Here is a 16,309-nt window from a genome sequence, read left to right as displayed (position 1 = left end):
TAATCCTGGCTCCTGCGCTATAGCTTAGAACGACACTTTGGGTGCCACCTGGATCTGAGCGCTGTCTTCAAACTCTAACAGCGAAGCATCTTGGCCATGCCCAAACATGCCAGCCACCGCCACTGGGGGGAAGCTCTGCCGATAAGTGTTGTAGTGCATCACCGCATCGTTAAATGACTGACGCGCAAAAGCCACCTTGTTTTCCGTGCTGGTGAGCTCTTCTGACAGCTGCATCATATTTTGCGAGGCTTTCAGGTCTGGGTAAGCTTCCATGACGACATTGAGCCGCCCCATCGCTTGAGTTAGCGCACCTTCAGCACCGCCAAGATCAGCAATTGCTTTGGCGCTACCTGGATTCGCCGCTGCCGCTTTAAGTCCGGCCACTGCCGTGTTGCGAGCCTCAATGACTGACTGCAGCGTTTCCCGCTCATGGCTCAGATAGCCTTTGGCGGTCTCTACTAAGTTAGGAATTAGGTCATGCCGCCGCTTAAGCTGTACTTCAATCTGGGCAAAGGCATTTTGATAACGGTTTCGTAGCGAAACGAGCCGATTGTAGATGGCGACGACATAAAACACGATAATCGCCACTACCACTAAGATAATGATCGTGGTGAGCATATATCCCCTTCCCTAGAGTAAACATTGATAGTTAAAAAAACAGGCCGTGACAACTTATTGACGGGGACGCTTGTTAGGCCGCACAACCAACCAGCTAGCGAATACCAAGCTACCAAACGCCGTATAAATTAGTATAAACACCCACTCTGGTGCAGTGAAATAAAGCAGGCTATTCAACCAGTGTTGAATAAAGGAGCCTGCATAGGTAGCGGCTCCCGCTTCTACCCTCAGTGCCATCTCCCAACGGGTAAGTGGGCAAACGATCCCAAGCCACGCCTGCACGACTACATAACCGATAGCGCAAAGATGGATGAGACGGAAAGTCCGGTTACGCACCCAACCCCAGTTAAGCAAATAGCCTGCGTAGACAGCAATGAGACCAAGTACCACAAAGGCCACAAATAGCACATGAATGACCAAAACGGTGTCTGCTAGAAATAACAGCAGCGCCTGTTGCGACATGACAAGTCACCCCTGAGAGTTAGACAGCTCATGAACTATTTGGTATCACGCTCAGCTGTCTCCAACATTGTCTTTAAAGCTATCTTCAAAACCATTTTCAAAACAATCTTCAAAACCATTCTCAAACAGTGGTTGGCGAATTGACAGAAACCTCTGTTTTCATCAACTATCAGTAGCGATATTGAATAACGACTCATGTACGCTGTGTTCTGCGTCATTCACGCTGGTCAACATACTTGGCGCAGCCCAATGACGCCTTTGCTTTTTGAACAATAATTAATCAATAGTATTTAGGAGTTATTAATGAGCACATCTGTCACGCTACGTGAGCTTTCGGGGCTTGAACTCTCCCCTAGCAAGCTTTCCGAGTCTGCATTAATCCTTATCGACTGCCAAAACACCTACCGGGAAGGTGTCATGCAGTTAGAAGGCGTGGAAGAAGCCTTGGTAGAGGCCAAAAAACTCCTCGAAAAAGCGCGCGACGCAGGCATTCCGATCATTCATATTCAGCATGATAGTGGAGAAGGGTCGCCTTACGATACCAAGGCGCCCATTGGGCAGATAGCGGATATAGTGAAGCCAATCGCTGGCGAGCCGGTGATTACGAAAGCGTTCCCCAACGCCTTCGTTCAGACTGAACTTGAAGCGCAGTTGAAAAAGAGCGGCTGCAATAAACTGGTGCTAGCTGGTTTCATGACCCATATGTGTGTCAACTCCACCGCCCACGGGGCATTTAATCTTGGGTTTGAAGTCACAGTGGTTGCTAGCGCGACGGCTACCCGCTCGCTACAGGCTGACCAAGGCAAGATATTATCAGCTCAAGCGGTTCATGAGGGAGCACTAGCCTCAACACGAGACCTGTATGCTGCCGTAGTCGATACCGTTGACGACTTGCCCGTTTAATTAGTGGAGAGATCGTTTAGCGCGATGCGCGACAAGGTGGGGTTTATTCAGACGTTTACGCTTCGTCGCGCATCATCCTCAGAACTGCTTTACTTGGCTTAATGGCTACTGTTATGCACTAGGTAAGCGCCCAAAAGTGCGCTATGTGACGGGTCGAAGAAATGCCGACTTCCAACATATATTTGTCTTCTTCCCCAAGGCCTTCGTCGCCAACGGCCATAATTGGCGTGCCGTGACCCATCCCTTCGATGATGTACTCTTCAATCACTTCTTTTCCGTCTGTGTTGCACCAAACCTGGCGGGGAAAACCATCGACCTGCTCCACCCGTGTCGGCGATCCTTCAACGTTATGAACTTGCTGCCATTGGCGAACAATGGAGTCAGCATTAGCCTGATCGACAGTCGAATCGCTACCGCCATGCCAGACCGAAATCGTTGGCCAAGGACCCTCATATGTCGAGGCTCCGCGCACCAGCGCGTCGAGCTTGCTATCTGAAGGGCCACCATATCCTTTCATACGAACAACCGCTTCCATCAGGTTATCAGCGCTGCGGTAAGGTAGCCCTGCGATAATCGCGCCGCCCGCAAACACTTCGGGATAAGTCGCCAGCATGACCGATGTCATTGCCCCGCCTGAAGACATCCCGGTAATAAAGACCCGCGTAGGATCAATATCATGGTCCTTCACCACCTGCTCAATCATATGACGAATAGACAGTGGCTCGCCTTTACCGCGGCGGCTGTCGCCAGAACTGAACCAATTAAAGCTACTAATCGGATTATTGCTTTTCCTTTGCCCAGGATATAAAAGTGCTATCCCGCATTCATCCGCGAGCGCCGACCAGCCTGACCCGAGATCATAACTTTCCGCTGACTGGGTGCTGCCATGAAGAACAACCACAAGCGGCCCATTCTTAGAGAAGTTCTTTGGAATATAGGTATCCGCCTGCAACGCCCCAGGGTCCGACCCAAACTCTTTCAAATCAGTTAGTCGATCTTGGCTACCTGAAGTTCTCGGCATAAGGCCTCCTTGACCAGCGTAGTACGGCGCATACTGCTTATAGATACGGCTTGCAGTGGAAAGCATATTCAGAACGGTTCCTTCAGGAATTCTAGTTGCTTCCTGTAGGGAAGACCGCTCATCACTCCAACGATTGATACGTTCAGCTTGCGAGCCCTCGATGCCTTCTGTTCGCTGCCAACAGCCACTGGAATCAGCGCCACTGCATAGAGCGCAAGGCCCACAGAGGCAAGTAAGAGTCGAGCAATAAGTGAATCTTGAGCGGTGACTGCCAAGAGCATGGCTATCGTTCCGAGCGTTAGGGCAAAGATAATTTTCATAACATGTTCCTTACATTGGATCGACTTAATGCAGACTTCTGCGACCCTCTACTCGTAAATACCCTTCAGGCACGCCCGGCATGGTGGCTCACTATGTGTAGTAAATGCTGTTAAACCATCATGACGGCATCTGATCGGCCAAGGGTAAAGATTGCGTGTTGAAATCACTATAAAGCGACCGCCCCTAACAACAAGGACAGCCTGCAAGAAGAAAAGGAAGGTAATAGCAAAGTTTCAAATACGACAAGTAAAGCGCGCTGCATCCCTTGCAGCGCATGGCGCAACGTCCTTGTTTAGGCACTTCCTTTGCCACGCTCACCGTTAGGATGAACCTTAAAATATGCATTCACTGTGCGCTGGCGAACGTAACAGGATTAAATGTTAGAGGCGGCGCTAAACCCTGGCAGGCAGATTAATAACGTTTAGTCAGGCACCCTTCAAAAGATCATCTCATCGTGAAACTAACGCCCCCAGCTCCCTACATTTGAATACTCCTCCAAGAAGGCAACAGAGTTTGTTCATCCATCATTTAGAGTTTGTTCACTTAACGCAGAACTATTGCTAATTGAAATGTTATTACATAACATTAACCGCTTGTATTATTAGCTATTGCCCTACACCCCATCTCTAGGAGCTTCACCATGTCTCGCCGTTTGTTAATGCTCACCCCGATTGCTGCTGCCGTACTGATGGCGACACCTACCTGGGCCGCTGACCATCAGCATGACCATTCTAACCACAATCATTCAGCACATGAGCATAGCCACCATGACCACAGCAGCCACACTCATCCGTCTGAACATGCTAATAACGGCCACGACAAACAGAACTTCAACCTAAACATTTCACTAACCCTGGAAGGTATCTACCACAACCGCTTTTCGGGTGAGGAGCACTCTCCTGCCGGTTTTGGCCATAGTGGACACGACGCCGAGCACGGGCATGATGATCACAGCCATGAAGGCCACGACCACGCCCTGGAAGATGGTTTTAATCTGGGTCATTCAGAAGTAGTAGTGCAAGGAGGAAACGACTACTTGAATGGTACCGCTGTCATTTCCCTAAGTGAGGACGATATCAGCCTGGAGGAGGCTTATCTGACCTCTCAGCAGTTGCCTGCTAACCTGAAACTCAAAGCTGGTAAGTTTCTTTCTGACGTAGGTTATATAAATAGCCGACACCCCCATGCCTGGGACTTTGTCGAACGTCCGCTAGTTAATCAGTATATTCTTGGCGAACATGGTTTGCTGGATACTGGTGTGCAACTTAGCTGGGCGCCTACCGCTAGCGTTTTAGTTGGCACCGAACTTTTCCAGGGAGAAGGCGAAGGCTTTAGCCAGTTCAGCGAAGGCGGCTACGAAGCGCGTAAAAGCGGCCCTCGCGTCAGCACACTGTTTGCCAAATTCCAGCCTGATATCGGTCTAAGACAAACCCTCGACCTGGGTGTTTCAGCAGGTTATAACCGCCAATTTGTTCGCGTTGATGACCACGGCCACCATGCGCATAGCGCCGAAGGCGACAACTGGTTTGCCGGACTAGATGCCCGCTATCAGAGCGATGGCGGCCAGCCGGGTGTTCAGGGCGATTGGCAGCTAGGGGCCGAGTACTTTTATACCGAGCGTGATCTGCGCGAACACGTTCAGCATCACGACCACTTTCATTCCCGGGATGCCTATACCGAGCAGCAGGATGGCGCTTACCTGGAAACCATCTATGGCATCGCGCCACGCTGGGAAATAGGTCTACGCACTGAAGCGCTAGGCATGAGCAATCGCGTGATGGGCACTCATCCTACGGCCATCGTGTCAGAAGATGTTTCTTGGCGTCACAGCGGCCAGCTAACTTGGCATCTACGTGACAACATGTTTCTACGCGCCCAAGTCACCCAAGAAGACTACGCCGGTGAAGAAGAGAGCTGGGTGGGCATGCTGCAGTTCAACGCCACCTTTGGTGGCCACGCTGGTCACGATCACTAGCGTTAACTCTCTTTATACGATGAGATAGAAACAGGGCGGCACCGTTAAAGTGCCGCCCTGCTACGTTTTTACCGCGGTACATTAAAGATTACTAGGGTTGCTGCTGCGCACTGCACTCCTTAAGTGCATCGGCCAGCTGACGCAGCAACTGGTCATAAAGTGTTGGCCCAAGCGGCAACTCGACGCCCAGCGGATCAATCACCCCCATGACAGCCGGGGTATCGCCGAAGACATTTTCTACCATCGCCGGGTTGAACTGAGGCTCACTGAACACGCATTGAATATCATTTTTCAGCACGTGTTGTTGAATAGCTTCAATACGCGCAGGACTTGGCGTTGAGGCATCTCCAAGCGAAATGGCACCTTCCGAAGGCACATCAAAACGCTGTTCAAAATACTGGTAGGCATCATGAAAAACCACGAAGCGTGGTGCTGGCTGCATTGTTAGCTGGTTTTCTAGCGCTATCTGCAAATCCAGCAGACCCGCTTTGGCTTGGGTTGCGTTGGACTGATAAATTTCAGCATTTTCTGGGTCCAGTACGCTTAAACGACGAGCAATGGCATCTAGCCATAAACGCGCATTTTCTGGATCAAGCCAGCCGTGGGGGTCTAACCCGTCATGATGATGATCGTGGTCGTCATGGTCATGGTCATGGTCATGGTCATGGTCGTCGTGTGCTTCCGTAAGGGCAACCGACCTGTCGCGATAATTCAATACCTGCGTTTCTTCCAGCGCCATCAACTCCAAATGCTCCGCCTCTGAAGCCAACGACGCCAGCGGATTTGACAGCCAAGGGGTCAAGTCAGTGCTGACCCATACCACAAGCTCTGCCGTATCTAACGCTTGTGCTTCTGAAGGGCGCAATGAATACCCATGAGGAGACGCCCCTTGTTGCATAAACAGCGTTGGCTTCCCTAGCTCCCCCATCACCTTGCTCACCAGTGAATAAACCGGTGGAATATCTACCGCCACACGCGGCACGTCAGCGATTGCAACTAATGGAAGTCCCGCCAGCAAAGGTAACGTAATTTTAGTAAGTGATTGTTTCATAACAGGCTCCTTTATGGATAGAAAACACTAAACAGTCCAGCAACTGATCACTACAAAGCATCGGATAGTGTCGTCACCAACGCTCTATCGACGCGCCACCATTTAGATCTTGTTAGCCTATTAAATTATGTTATAACATAACAATAAATCAACTCGGAGTTTGCTATGTTTTCGCGTTTATCGTCAACAAGCACGCCTAGCTCTAGCACCTCTCTTCCAGATCAAGCGTTATTGAGTACCGAACAACTTTCTGTTCAATTTGGCCAACGTCCTATCTTGAAAGATATCAACTTGGTGCTACAACCTGGCCGGATTGTCACCCTCATTGGCCCAAACGGTTCTGGAAAGTCCACTCTAGTCAAAACCCTAGTGGGAGCCATAAAACCGGCAGCAGGGCGAATCATCCGCTCTCCTGCTCTCAAAATTGGCTATGTGCCCCAACGGCTTCATCTTGATGACACCTTGCCGATGACAGTGCGCCGCTTTGTTAATCTACCCCACCGACATGCCAGCCGTGATATTACTGAAGCGCTGGAACAGGCAGGCGCTGAACATCTTCTGAATGCAGCTATGAATCACCTTTCTGGCGGCCAGCTACAAAGGGTGCTATTGGCGCGCGCCCTACTTTCACGCCCAACACTTTTATTGCTCGATGAAGCTACTCAGGGCCTGGATCATCGGGGCGTTGCTGAATTTTATCAGCGCATTGAGCAAATTCGTCAGCGCTCTCAATGTGCCGTCTTAATGGTCAGTCACGATCTGCATGTAGTGATGCGCACGGCTGACCACGTGATCTGCCTAAATGGCCATATCTGCTGTGAAGGCCAACCTGAGCAGGTAGCGTCATCACCTCACTATCATGCTCTTTTCGGCGATCAGGTTGCCAGCACGCTGGCTTTTTATCGTCATCAACACGTGGGCCATCATGATGAGGAGAGGCTGCACCATGCTGGATGATTTTATGTGGCGTGCCGCTCTGGCGGGGTTAGGTGTAGGGTTAGCCGCTGCCCCTCTGGGGTGTTTCGTTGTTTGGCGGCGGATGGCCTATTTTGGCGATGCCACCGCCCATGCGGCCATTCTGGGAGTAGCATTGGCGCTACTTTGGAATATTTCCCTCTTTGCCGGTGTGATTAGTGTCGCTCTGCTCATGGCATTGTGCGTGTCAACGCTAAGTGGCAAAGGCTATGCTATGGATACACTACTGGGCGTCATGGCGCATTCGGCCCTGGCCATAGGCTTGGTGGCCGTCTCTTTTGTCTCAGGGGTACGCATTGACCTGCATGCTTATCTGTTTGGTGACATTCTTGCCGTAGGCAAAACCGATCTATTAATTATCTGGTCTGGGGCCCTGCTAGTGATCGGCCTTATGTTTTGGCGCTGGCAAGCGCTATTAACTGCCACGTTAAACGAAGAATTAGCCTATGCCAGCCACATCAACCCACGCCGCGAGCAGTTAGTGCTGACCGTGGCGCTGGCTATTGTCGTGGCCGTCGCCCTTAAAGTGGTTGGCGCACTTTTGATTGCTGCGTTACTGATTATCCCTGCTGCAACGGCACGGCCTTTCAGCCGCACGCCAGAGCAAATGGCTATTATTGCTGCGATGATTGCCATGGCCGCTACAACTGGTGGGCTGCGGACTGCTTATACCTTTGACACACCGACGGGGCCAACCATCGTCACTCTGGCAACCCTATTTTTCGTGATTGGTGCGCTGGCCTCGCGGAGTTGGCATTACTTTTTTTCCACACGGCAATGACCAAACCATGCGTTTTTAACGTATGCGCTAGGCAGCGTCCCAAGATAACCTTCGGCGATACTCTCTTCTGATGATTGGCCGGTTGCCTTCATTTCCTTATGCTGAACACGGTAAGCTTGGCGGTAACACCGCTACTGATGGCTAATAATCAACGATGACTTCCCATTGGATACTTGGCCCTGGGGCCATTGGTCGCCTGTTGGCGCATTCGCTTTCCCCCTTCACTGACGCCACATTGATTGGCCGACGTGCGCTGCCTGAACACCAACGCCTAACAACACCAGAGGGTGAAGAGCGAACTCAGCGGCTAGCCAGCGTTACGGTTGCGGAGCTAGCCTCTTATCCACTGCCCGCGCCTGAGTTTGTACATATCACCACCAAAGCCATGGCCGCTGAGACAGCGCTTGCCAGCATTGCAGATATGGTTCCACCCACTACCCCGCTGGTGCTGTGGCAGAACGGTTTTTTGGCGCAGCCACGGCTGACTGATAGGTGGCCAGGGCCAGTGCTGTGTGCAACGACAACCCAAGGCGCTTACTTAACTGGCAGTGATGGCGTGGTTCACGCCGGGCGGGGGCCGACCTTTATTGGCGACCTGAACAATCAACACGGTGAACTGGCGGAAGTAATGACGCAGGCACTCACCCAGGCAAATTTTGCCGCAACAGCGGTGAGTGATATACGCCAACGCTTGTGGCAAAAATTGGCGGTGAATGCAGCGATTAACCCACTGGTGGCGCTCAATGGGGTGCGTAATGGGGAACTGCGCAGTGACGCGTATGCGGTTCGTGTAGAAGCGGTGATAGCGGAGGTCGCGGCGATTTTAGAGCAGGAAAGCATTGCACCATCGGCTGGTGGCAAAGGCGAAGACGCGTGGTTGGCGTTGGTATGGCAGGTCGTAGAAAACACTGCTAACAATAAGGCGTCGATGCTGCAGGACGTTGAAGCTAAACGCCCCACCGAGCGCGGGGCAATTTTGGGACCATTGATTGAAAGCGCCGAGCGGCATGGGTTGGCGTGTAGGGAGTTGAAGAAGCTTAATAGTGAGTTAGCTAAATTGGAGGCGGCGTTTTAGGAAAACTTAGTGGCTGAAGCATCGCGCGCTAAAGCGCCCTCCCATACTATTCAGTTGCCCGCTGCGCTGCCAGGGGTGTGCCGTACCCACCAATCCCGGCAGCACTGCACGCTGCTTTGCGGGTGCGCTTCGCTTACCACGCCCTACAAAACCACAACTATTTCACACTCCTCACGCCAACTCCTTACTCCTCACGCCTTATCTTGATAGAACGTCAGCAGGCTGGAGAAGTCGAGTTTGCCGTTGCCACCTGCTTTATGCAGGGTGAATAGCGAACGTGCCGCCGACCCCATGGGCACCGGTGAGGCGCTTTGTTGGCTAACATCCATGGCGAGGCCCAGGTCTTTAATCATCAGATCTACCTGGAAGCCGCCTTGATAGCCTTTTGAGGCAGGGGCATTTTCCATCACGCCGGGATAAGGGTTGTAAACGTTAAGCGCCCAGTTCCCCCCAGAGCTTTGCTTCATAATTTCGGACAATACTGCAGGGTCCAGGCCGTTTTTAACGCCCATATTGATCGCTTCGCAGGTGCCCGCCATCAGGATGGAAAGCAGCATGTTGTTGCATACTTTCGCCACCTGCCCTGCGCCATGGTCGCCAGCGTGGAAGATATTCTTACCCATCACCTCAAGGACGGGCTTGGCCTGTTCAAATTGTGCAGCGCTACCGCCAACAATAAAGGTCAAGGTGCCTGCCTGGGCTCCACCTACCCCACCAGACACGGGCGCATCGACAAAGCCAACACCTTTTTCAGCGCCAGCGGCAGCAACGCTGCGGGCGGTATCTGCATCAATGGTCGAGCAGTCAATCACCAAAGCGCTCTTTTTAATGACATCAAACAGCGGTTGGTCACCGTCTACATACAGCCCACGTACGTGCTTGCCTGCGGGCAGCATAGAAATAATAAAATCTGCGTCGGTGGCCGCTGCCTGAGCAGAAGCCGCCACTTCACAGCCTTGAGATTTCGCTGTTTCCAACGCTTGTTCAGAAAGGTCGAACGCGCGAACGTTAAAGCCCGCTTTCGCCAAGTTGGCCGCCATGGGGCCGCCCATATTGCCTAAACCGATAAACGCGACAGTGGTCATCTTTGTTGTCCTTATTCGAAAATTGACTAGGAAACGGATTAGTGAAGATCCGCCAGAGGACTCTTTTCCCACGGCGAAGCCAGCAGCTCTTCAATAAAGGTCTGTTCTACTGACGCGACATCTGGGTATTTCCAGGCAGGCTGGCCATCTTTATCGACTAACAGCGCTCGCACGCCTTCGGGGAATTCCTGATGACGGCAACACTGCACGGAAAGCGCCAGCTCAAACTGAAACACCTCAGCCAACGACATGTGCTTGGCGCGTTTTAGCTGCTCATCAATTAGCTTCACTGATACGGGGCTACCGTGGGAAAGCGTTTTCTGCGCTTTACTGAACCATTTGTCGTCGCTGTTGACCGCCAGCACAGCATCTACAACTTGCTCAACCGTGTCATGATCCATTAGCTCACGAATCAAGGCTGCAGATTTGTGAACCGGCGACTCCAGCTCGGCAAATACCTCTTGAGACGCTTGTTCAAATTCGCGCAATACACTGTTCACCACACCATGAGCATCGGTTTGCTCTCCTTCTCCCCAGGCGGCATCCATCAATTTTTGAGCCAGATCTGCGCGGTAATGGCTAGCAATCGCGCGGTCCGCAAGGCCAAGATGGACGGCATCCGGTGCGTTAATTTGGCTACCGGTCATGGCTAGAAAGCGTCCGGTGCCATTCGGCAGGCGGTTTAAAAACCAGCTTGCGCCAACGTCTGGGTATAGGCCAATGGTCACTTCTGGCATCGCCAGTCGAGACGTTTCTGTCACAATTCGGTGGCTGCTGCCGCTCAACAGCCCCATACCACCGCCCATCACAATACCGCTGCCCCAGCAAATAACCGGCTTGGGATAGGTGTGAAGCAGATAATCTAGGCGGTACTCGTGTTCAAAGAAGCGCTCAGGGAAATCTGGCTCTCCGTCTCCTTTGATCGCTTTATACAAATTGACGACGTCGCCCCCTGCGCAAAACGCTTTTTCACCGGCGCTATCCAACAGAACAGCGACAACGCGCTCGTCGGTTTGCCACGCTTTCAAACGCGGCAGAATCTCTTCAATCATCTCTAACGTCAGGGCATTCAGCGAACGCTCGGCGTTAAGCGTGATCTCGCCAATAACATGGCCATCTTGGGTGGCGTGTTCAGCAAACAGTACGCTACTCATTCCATTGTCCTTGTGGTTGGCTACAGCTCAGAAGCGCCATCAGATAGCACGCGGCGAGAAATAATCAGTCGCATGATTTCGTTAGTGCCTTCCAGAATACGGTGTACACGGGTGTCACGCACATAGCGCTCCATCGGGTACTCCTTAATGTAGCCGTTGCCACCATAGAGCTGAAGCGCCTCATCACACACCTTGAAGCCGACATCAGTTGCAAAGCGCTTAGCCATGGCGCAATAGGTAGTCGCATCGGGGTGGCCAGCATCCAGCTTTGTGGCTGCCATACGCACTAACTGACGAGCCGCCACAAGCTCAGTAACCATATCCGCCATACGGAACTGAAGCGCTTGGAAGTCTGCCAGGCGCTTACCAAACTGCTTGCGCTCCAGCATATAGTCACTGGCTTTATTGATCGCCTGCTGGGCGGTGCCGATTGAGCAGGTGGCGATGTTGATACGTCCGCCATCCAAACCCTTCATAGCAATTTTGAAGCCGTCGCCTTCGTTACCTAGCAGGTGGTTGGCAGGCACGCGTACATCTTCAAAAGTAATCATACGGGTTGGCTGGCTGTTCCAACCCATTTTGTCTTCTTTACGGCCGTAACTAATGCCGCTTGCTTTAGCATCAACCGCGAAGGCAGAAACACCGCTGGGGCCTTCGCCCCCAGTGCGGGCCATCACCACTAAAAAGTCGGTGCTACCAGCGCCAGAGATAAACATCTTGCTGCCGTTGAGTACGTAGTCATCGCCATCACGCTTGGCCGTGGTTTTAAGCGAGGCCGCATCCGAGCCTGAGTTGGGTTCAGTTAAGCAGTAAGAGCCCAGCAACTCGCCTGTGGCGAGCTTTTCGCCCCACTGCTCCACTGCTTCCGGCGTGCCGAAGTCGGCCAGCATCCACGTCACCATGTTATGAATAGTGAGATAGGCAGTGGTTGAGGTACAGCCCATGGAAAGCTGCTCAAAAATAATGCTGGCATCCAAACGGGAAAGACCAAGCCCGCCAACGCTCTCTGGTGCATACAGTGAACAAAAACCTAATTCACCGGCTTTGCGGATGACATCCACAGGAAAGAAGGATTCAGCGTCCCACTGCGCAGCGTGGGGCTCTAACTCATTCTGGGCGAATGCCCGGGCCATATCGGAAAAAGCAACCTGGTCTTCACTTAACTCAAAATTCATGGCGAATCTCCGCAGCATGCTTAGCTGGACAGCCTGCGATCAGGCTGAGTAGCTTAGCGTTTGCTATTATCTTTGTTAGTCATTGACGTTATTGGCGATTGTCTTTAATGGCGATGTTGACGTTTACGTTAACTTATATTCTTACCCTAACAGGTGCAACCGCTTACCCCACTACCTTTGGCGTAGAGCCGCGATTTGAGCAGAAAAAAGGGTGCCCTGAGGCACCCAAACAACGGACAGAACCGGTTATTTAAAGTTTTTGCGGTACATCTTAGCGAGTTCCCCCACAATGCCACTGCGAAAGCTAAGTACGCAGACAACAAAGATAATACCCAAAATGACGCTCACCCAGTTACCCAACGGCGACTGTGCCAAGATGTGTTGTAGACTAACAACTATACCTGCACCCATAAGGGGGCCAAGCAATGTGCCTACCCCACCCAGCAGCGTCATTAAGATAACTTCACCTGACATATGCCAATGCGCATCGGTTAACGACGCCAGCTGAAACACAACGGTTTTAGTAGAACCCGCCAACCCGGCCAACGCCGCAGAAAGCACAAACGCTAGCAGCTTGTAGGCATCTACGTTGTAGCCCAGTGAAATAGCGCGCGGTTCATTTTCACGAATCGCTTTGAGCACCTGCCCAAAGGGCGAATGCACGGTACGCTGAATCACTGCGAAGCCAAATATAAATATCGCAAACACAAAGTAATACATCGCCAAGTTACTGTTCAGGCTGATCATCCCAAACAGGTCACCGCGTGGCACACCGTGCAAGCCATCTTCACCACCAGTGAACGACGACTGGACAAAGACGAAGAACATTAGCTGAGCAAGGGCGAGTGTTACCATGGCAAAGTAAATGCCCTGACGTCGGATCGAAAGCACCCCAAACAGCCCCCCCAAAAGGGTTGCCATTAAAGTACCCGCGATAATCCCCATTTCCGGCGTTAAGCCTGGATAGCTTGCCAATAAGTAGCCGGTAACATAACCACCAGTGGCTAAAAATGCTGCGTGACCGAACGAGAGCAACCCCGCATAGCCCAACAACAGATTAAAGGCGCAGGCAAAGAGCGCGAAGCAAAGAATTTTCATCAGGAAGACGGGGTAAGCCAAAAAAGGAGCGACTAACCCAACGGCCAAGAGCGCAAGATAGAACATATTGCGACGCATTCTGGCCCGTTTCTGTCGTTCTTGTACGGCTGATGGTGCATTGAGTGCTTGAGAGTCTGCCATGGTTATGCCTCCTTACCGAACAGCCCAGCGGGGCGTAACATGAGCACCAATATCATCACCAGGAAGATCACGGTATTGGAGGCTTCGGGGTAATACACTTTGGTTAAGCCTTCGATGATGCCCATACCCAGACCGGTGAGTATCGCTCCCAGAATAGATCCCATACCACCGATGACGACCACCGCAAACACCACAATCAGCAGGCTTGACCCCATCGTAGGTGAAACAGGATACAGCGGTGCTGCCAACACGCCTGCAAAGGCGGCTAGCGCTACGCCAAACCCGTAGGTAAGGGTAATCAACAGCGGTACGTTTACCCCAAACGCCTGCATCAGCTGGGAGTTCTCAGTTCCTGCCCGCAGATAAGCGCCCAACCGTGTACGCTCGATCATAAACCACGTAAATAGACACATGGCCAATGCCGCTACCAACACCCAAGCGCGGTAGGTAGGCAGGAACATGAAGCCTAAGTTTAGGCCGCCTTGAAGTGCTTCTGGGGTCGAGTATCGCGCGCCAGAAACACCAAAGAAATTAACCAGCGTGCCTTCAAAAATTAGCGCCAACCCAAAGGTAAGCAGCAACCCATAGAGATGGTCTAAATGGGCAATGCGTCGTAGCAAAAAACGCTCCATTAGCATGCCGAAACCACCGACGACTAGCGGCACCAGAAATAGCGCCAGCCAATAGTTGATACCTAAATAGCGAAAGCCCAGCAGTGCGGCGAAGGCTCCCAGCATGTATTGCGCCCCATGGGCAAAGTTGACGATCTTCAGTAGGCCGAAGATGACCGCCAGGCCCAAACTAAGCAGTGCATAAAAGGCTCCATTCACAAGCCCAAGCGTTAGCTGGCCCATGAAAACGGCCAATGGCACGCCGAATATCATCGTCATTTTATGACTCTCCTCGCCGCCAAGCGGACAGTAACGCTCGCTACTATCCCTGCGTGTTGCTTATTTTTAGAAGCGCTTACAAAAACGCTTTTTCAATAATATCCAGCGGGTTACATGAATCGCCGAGTTATCCGACAGTGCCTGAACAACTCGACGATTTAACCGCCTGGTTTCTAAGATCGTATGTTTATAAACGCTTATGTTTATAAACTCTTAGCTTCATAAGCTCTTAGTTTTGAACCAGCTTGCACTGGCTATCAGAGAGCGGACGGTAGGCTTCATCGGCAGGAATGGTGCTAAGGATTTCATAAAGATCCCACTCACCGGTAGACTCTTCCGGCGTCTTCACTTGGGCAAGATACATGTCGTGAATCATGCGGCCATCTTCACGAATGGAGCCGTTACGCGCAAAGAAGTCTTCAATGGGCATATCAGCCATTTGGGCGCGTACAGCTTCAGGGTCATCTGTTCCCGCTGCTTCTACGGCTTTCAGGTAGTGCATGGTGCTTGAGTAGATACCCGCTTGAACCATAGTGGGCATACGGCCAACTTCTTCAAAGTAGCGCTCTGACCACTCACGAGAATCTTCATCCATGTCCCAATACCAGCCAGTGGTTAACAACAGACCTTGGGTGGATTCCAAACCTAGCGCGTGCACGTCGTTCAGGAAAATCAACAGACCTGCTAACTGCTGGCCACTCTGAGTGAGCCCAAATTGGCTAGCGGTGGTGATCGCATTGACGGTGTCAGCACCGGCGTTCGCTAAGCCTACAATCTTCGCACCAGACCCTTGAGCCTGAAGGATATAAGAGGAGAAATCGCTCGTTGGGAACGGATGACGCACACCACCAACAATCTCACCGCCATTGGCTTCAACCACATTGGTCACATCAGCTTCCAGTGCATGACCAAACGCATAGTCAGCGGTTAACAGGAACCAGCTGTCGCCGCCCTGCTCTACAACCGCTTTTGCAGTGCCGTTCGCTAGTGGGTAAGTGTCGTATACCCAGTGGATGTGGTTGGGCGTGCAGTGTTCATTGGTAATGCTTGATGCTGCAGAACCCGACACAATGCCCAGGCCGTTGTTTTCTTCGAGTACCTTAGTCACTGCGATAGACACCGAGGACGCCACCAGGCCACCCACCATGTCAACGTTACGCTGGTCGATCCACTCACGTACCGTGTTAGCACCGACGTCAGCACTGTTACGATCGTCAGCGCTAAAAATCACGATAGGCGAACCATTAACGCTACCGCCAAAATCAGCAACCGCCATTTCCATGGCTGTTTGACCACCTGGGCCAGCTAAGTCACGGTAAGTACCTGACATATCAGCCAAATAACCAATGCGAACTTCGCCATCGCTGATTTCAGCATGAGCGGTAGAGATTGCCATCGTAGAGGCGGCAGCAACAGCGATACTGGCGGTCAGCGTTTTTTTCATGAAGGTCATGTTCGTCTCCTGGCCCTCGGGGCCTTTGTTGTTGTGTTACGACGTACCAATGAAGTGCTTATAGAGCGTTTAGTGTTGTTAAAACTGAGTTGTCAAAACTGAATTGTTAAAGCTGGATTGTTAAAGCTCGT

At 51.8% G+C, this 16,309-nt stretch carries 16 protein-coding genes; 5 read left to right on the top strand and 11 right to left on the bottom strand.

What is annotated here, in order from left to right; all coding sequences use genetic code 11:
• Nucleotides 1–24: 24 nt before the first annotated feature.
• Both CR46_RS0110365 and CR46_RS0110360 read right to left on the bottom strand, forming a co-directional pair.
• Nucleotides 25–618 carry a LemA family protein gene (locus CR46_RS0110365; RefSeq protein ID WP_030072578.1) on the bottom strand — a complete coding sequence of 198 codons (594 nt, stop codon included), beginning with the start codon at nucleotides 616–618 and terminating at the stop codon, nucleotides 25–27.
• A gap of 54 nt (nucleotides 619–672) precedes the next feature.
• Nucleotides 673–1,080, bottom strand: a complete 408-nt coding sequence (locus tag CR46_RS0110360; RefSeq protein WP_030072576.1) for a DUF2784 domain-containing protein — start codon at nucleotides 1,078–1,080, stop codon at nucleotides 673–675.
• A gap of 303 nt (nucleotides 1,081–1,383) precedes the next feature.
• On the opposite strand from CR46_RS0110360, the gene CR46_RS0110355 reads away from it, so the two are divergent.
• Nucleotides 1,384–1,983 carry a cysteine hydrolase family protein gene (locus tag CR46_RS0110355; RefSeq protein ID WP_030072575.1) on the top strand — a complete coding sequence of 200 codons (600 nt, stop codon included), beginning with the start codon at nucleotides 1,384–1,386 and terminating at the stop codon, nucleotides 1,981–1,983.
• Between the two features lie 118 nt (nucleotides 1,984–2,101).
• Here the strand turns inward: CR46_RS0110355 and CR46_RS0110350 are convergent, their stop codons facing one another.
• Complete coding sequence (locus CR46_RS0110350) at nucleotides 2,102–3,004, bottom strand: extracellular catalytic domain type 1 short-chain-length polyhydroxyalkanoate depolymerase (protein WP_030072571.1); 903 nt, start codon at nucleotides 3,002–3,004, stop codon at nucleotides 2,102–2,104.
• A 68-nt stretch (nucleotides 3,005–3,072) separates the two neighbouring features.
• Entirely contained in the window at nucleotides 3,073–3,324 is a 252-nt protein-coding gene (locus CR46_RS0110345) for a hypothetical protein (protein WP_030072569.1), read from the bottom strand.
• A 641-nt stretch (nucleotides 3,325–3,965) separates the two neighbouring features.
• Here CR46_RS0110345 and CR46_RS0110340 point away from each other — a divergent pair.
• Entirely contained in the window at nucleotides 3,966–5,300 is a 1,335-nt protein-coding gene (locus CR46_RS0110340) for a TonB-dependent receptor (RefSeq protein ID WP_030072567.1), read from the top strand.
• Nucleotides 5,301–5,391: 91 nt separating this feature from the next.
• Here the strand turns inward: CR46_RS0110340 and CR46_RS0110335 are convergent, their stop codons facing one another.
• On the bottom strand, nucleotides 5,392–6,351 hold the full coding sequence (locus CR46_RS0110335; protein WP_030072565.1) for a zinc ABC transporter substrate-binding protein: 960 nt from the start codon (nucleotides 6,349–6,351) through the stop codon (nucleotides 5,392–5,394).
• A 165-nt stretch (nucleotides 6,352–6,516) separates the two neighbouring features.
• Between CR46_RS0110335 and CR46_RS0110330 the strand changes: the two genes are divergently transcribed.
• From CR46_RS0110330 to CR46_RS0110320, 3 genes are all read left to right on the top strand, one after another.
• Nucleotides 6,517–7,308: an ATP-binding cassette domain-containing protein gene (locus CR46_RS0110330; RefSeq protein ID WP_051690159.1), complete on the top strand. Its 792-nt coding sequence runs from the start codon at nucleotides 6,517–6,519 to the stop codon at nucleotides 7,306–7,308.
• The gene (locus CR46_RS0110325) at nucleotides 7,298–8,107 is read left to right on the top strand and encodes a metal ABC transporter permease (RefSeq protein WP_030072561.1); all 810 of its coding nucleotides are present in this window, start codon (nucleotides 7,298–7,300) and stop codon (nucleotides 8,105–8,107) included. The genes CR46_RS0110330 and CR46_RS0110325 overlap by 11 nt, the downstream gene beginning before the upstream one ends.
• A 154-nt stretch (nucleotides 8,108–8,261) precedes the next feature.
• Complete coding sequence (locus tag CR46_RS0110320; protein WP_030072558.1) at nucleotides 8,262–9,182, top strand: ketopantoate reductase family protein; 921 nt, start codon at nucleotides 8,262–8,264, stop codon at nucleotides 9,180–9,182.
• Between the two features lie 191 nt (nucleotides 9,183–9,373).
• Here CR46_RS0110320 and mmsB read toward each other — a convergent pair whose 3' ends face one another.
• The 6 genes from mmsB to CR46_RS0110290 form a co-directional block, all read right to left on the bottom strand.
• Nucleotides 9,374–10,282, bottom strand: a complete 909-nt coding sequence (mmsB, locus tag CR46_RS0110315) for a 3-hydroxyisobutyrate dehydrogenase (RefSeq protein WP_269556864.1) — start codon at nucleotides 10,280–10,282, stop codon at nucleotides 9,374–9,376.
• 23 nt (nucleotides 10,283–10,305) lie between these two features.
• Nucleotides 10,306–11,421, bottom strand: coding sequence for an enoyl-CoA hydratase/isomerase family protein (locus tag CR46_RS0110310; protein WP_030072554.1), 1,116 nt, complete (start codon nucleotides 11,419–11,421; stop codon nucleotides 10,306–10,308).
• 20 nt (nucleotides 11,422–11,441) lie between these two features.
• Nucleotides 11,442–12,596 carry an acyl-CoA dehydrogenase family protein gene (locus tag CR46_RS0110305; protein ID WP_030072552.1) on the bottom strand — a complete coding sequence of 385 codons (1,155 nt, stop codon included), beginning with the start codon at nucleotides 12,594–12,596 and terminating at the stop codon, nucleotides 11,442–11,444.
• A gap of 246 nt (nucleotides 12,597–12,842) precedes the next feature.
• The gene (locus CR46_RS0110300; RefSeq protein WP_030072550.1) at nucleotides 12,843–13,835 is read right to left on the bottom strand and encodes a branched-chain amino acid ABC transporter permease; all 993 of its coding nucleotides are present in this window, start codon (nucleotides 13,833–13,835) and stop codon (nucleotides 12,843–12,845) included.
• Between the two features lie 2 nt (nucleotides 13,836–13,837).
• The gene (locus tag CR46_RS0110295; protein ID WP_009724569.1) at nucleotides 13,838–14,725 is read right to left on the bottom strand and encodes a branched-chain amino acid ABC transporter permease; all 888 of its coding nucleotides are present in this window, start codon (nucleotides 14,723–14,725) and stop codon (nucleotides 13,838–13,840) included.
• 229 nt (nucleotides 14,726–14,954) lie between these two features.
• The gene (locus CR46_RS0110290) at nucleotides 14,955–16,178 is read right to left on the bottom strand and encodes an ABC transporter substrate-binding protein (RefSeq protein WP_030072547.1); all 1,224 of its coding nucleotides are present in this window, start codon (nucleotides 16,176–16,178) and stop codon (nucleotides 14,955–14,957) included.
• Nucleotides 16,179–16,309: the final 131 nt, after the last annotated feature.

It is taken from the genome of Vreelandella neptunia, assembly GCF_000712975.1.
In the GTDB taxonomy this organism is placed as follows: Bacteria; Pseudomonadota; Gammaproteobacteria; order Pseudomonadales; family Halomonadaceae; genus Vreelandella; species Vreelandella qaidamensis.
Note: the sequence above shows the minus strand (reverse complement) of the source record. Positions and strands in the feature narration are given on the sequence as shown.

Coding starts and splice junctions, on each gene's coding strand:
- CR46_RS0110325 (WP_030072561.1), top strand. CDS start 7,298: ATGCTGGATGATTTTATGTGGCGTGCCGCTCTGGCGGGGTTAGGTGTA.
- CR46_RS0110290 (WP_030072547.1), bottom strand. CDS start 16,178: ATGACCTTCATGAAAAAAACGCTGACCGCCAGTATCGCTGTTGCTGCC.
- CR46_RS0110350 (WP_030072571.1), bottom strand. CDS start 3,004: ATGCCGAGAACTTCAGGTAGCCAAGATCGACTAACTGATTTGAAAGAG.
- CR46_RS0110360 (WP_030072576.1), bottom strand. CDS start 1,080: ATGTCGCAACAGGCGCTGCTGTTATTTCTAGCAGACACCGTTTTGGTC.
- CR46_RS0110365 (WP_030072578.1), bottom strand. CDS start 618: ATGCTCACCACGATCATTATCTTAGTGGTAGTGGCGATTATCGTGTTT.
- CR46_RS0110310 (WP_030072554.1), bottom strand. CDS start 11,421: ATGAGTAGCGTACTGTTTGCTGAACACGCCACCCAAGATGGCCATGTT.
- CR46_RS0110300 (WP_030072550.1), bottom strand. CDS start 13,835: ATGGCAGACTCTCAAGCACTCAATGCACCATCAGCCGTACAAGAACGA.
- CR46_RS0110330 (WP_051690159.1), top strand. CDS start 6,517: ATGTTTTCGCGTTTATCGTCAACAAGCACGCCTAGCTCTAGCACCTCT.
- CR46_RS0110340 (WP_030072567.1), top strand. CDS start 3,966: ATGTCTCGCCGTTTGTTAATGCTCACCCCGATTGCTGCTGCCGTACTG.
- CR46_RS0110355 (WP_030072575.1), top strand. CDS start 1,384: ATGAGCACATCTGTCACGCTACGTGAGCTTTCGGGGCTTGAACTCTCC.
- CR46_RS0110305 (WP_030072552.1), bottom strand. CDS start 12,596: ATGAATTTTGAGTTAAGTGAAGACCAGGTTGCTTTTTCCGATATGGCC.
- CR46_RS0110335 (WP_030072565.1), bottom strand. CDS start 6,351: ATGAAACAATCACTTACTAAAATTACGTTACCTTTGCTGGCGGGACTT.
- CR46_RS0110320 (WP_030072558.1), top strand. CDS start 8,262: ATGACTTCCCATTGGATACTTGGCCCTGGGGCCATTGGTCGCCTGTTG.
- CR46_RS0110295 (WP_009724569.1), bottom strand. CDS start 14,725: ATGACGATGATATTCGGCGTGCCATTGGCCGTTTTCATGGGCCAGCTA.
- CR46_RS0110345 (WP_030072569.1), bottom strand. CDS start 3,324: ATGAAAATTATCTTTGCCCTAACGCTCGGAACGATAGCCATGCTCTTG.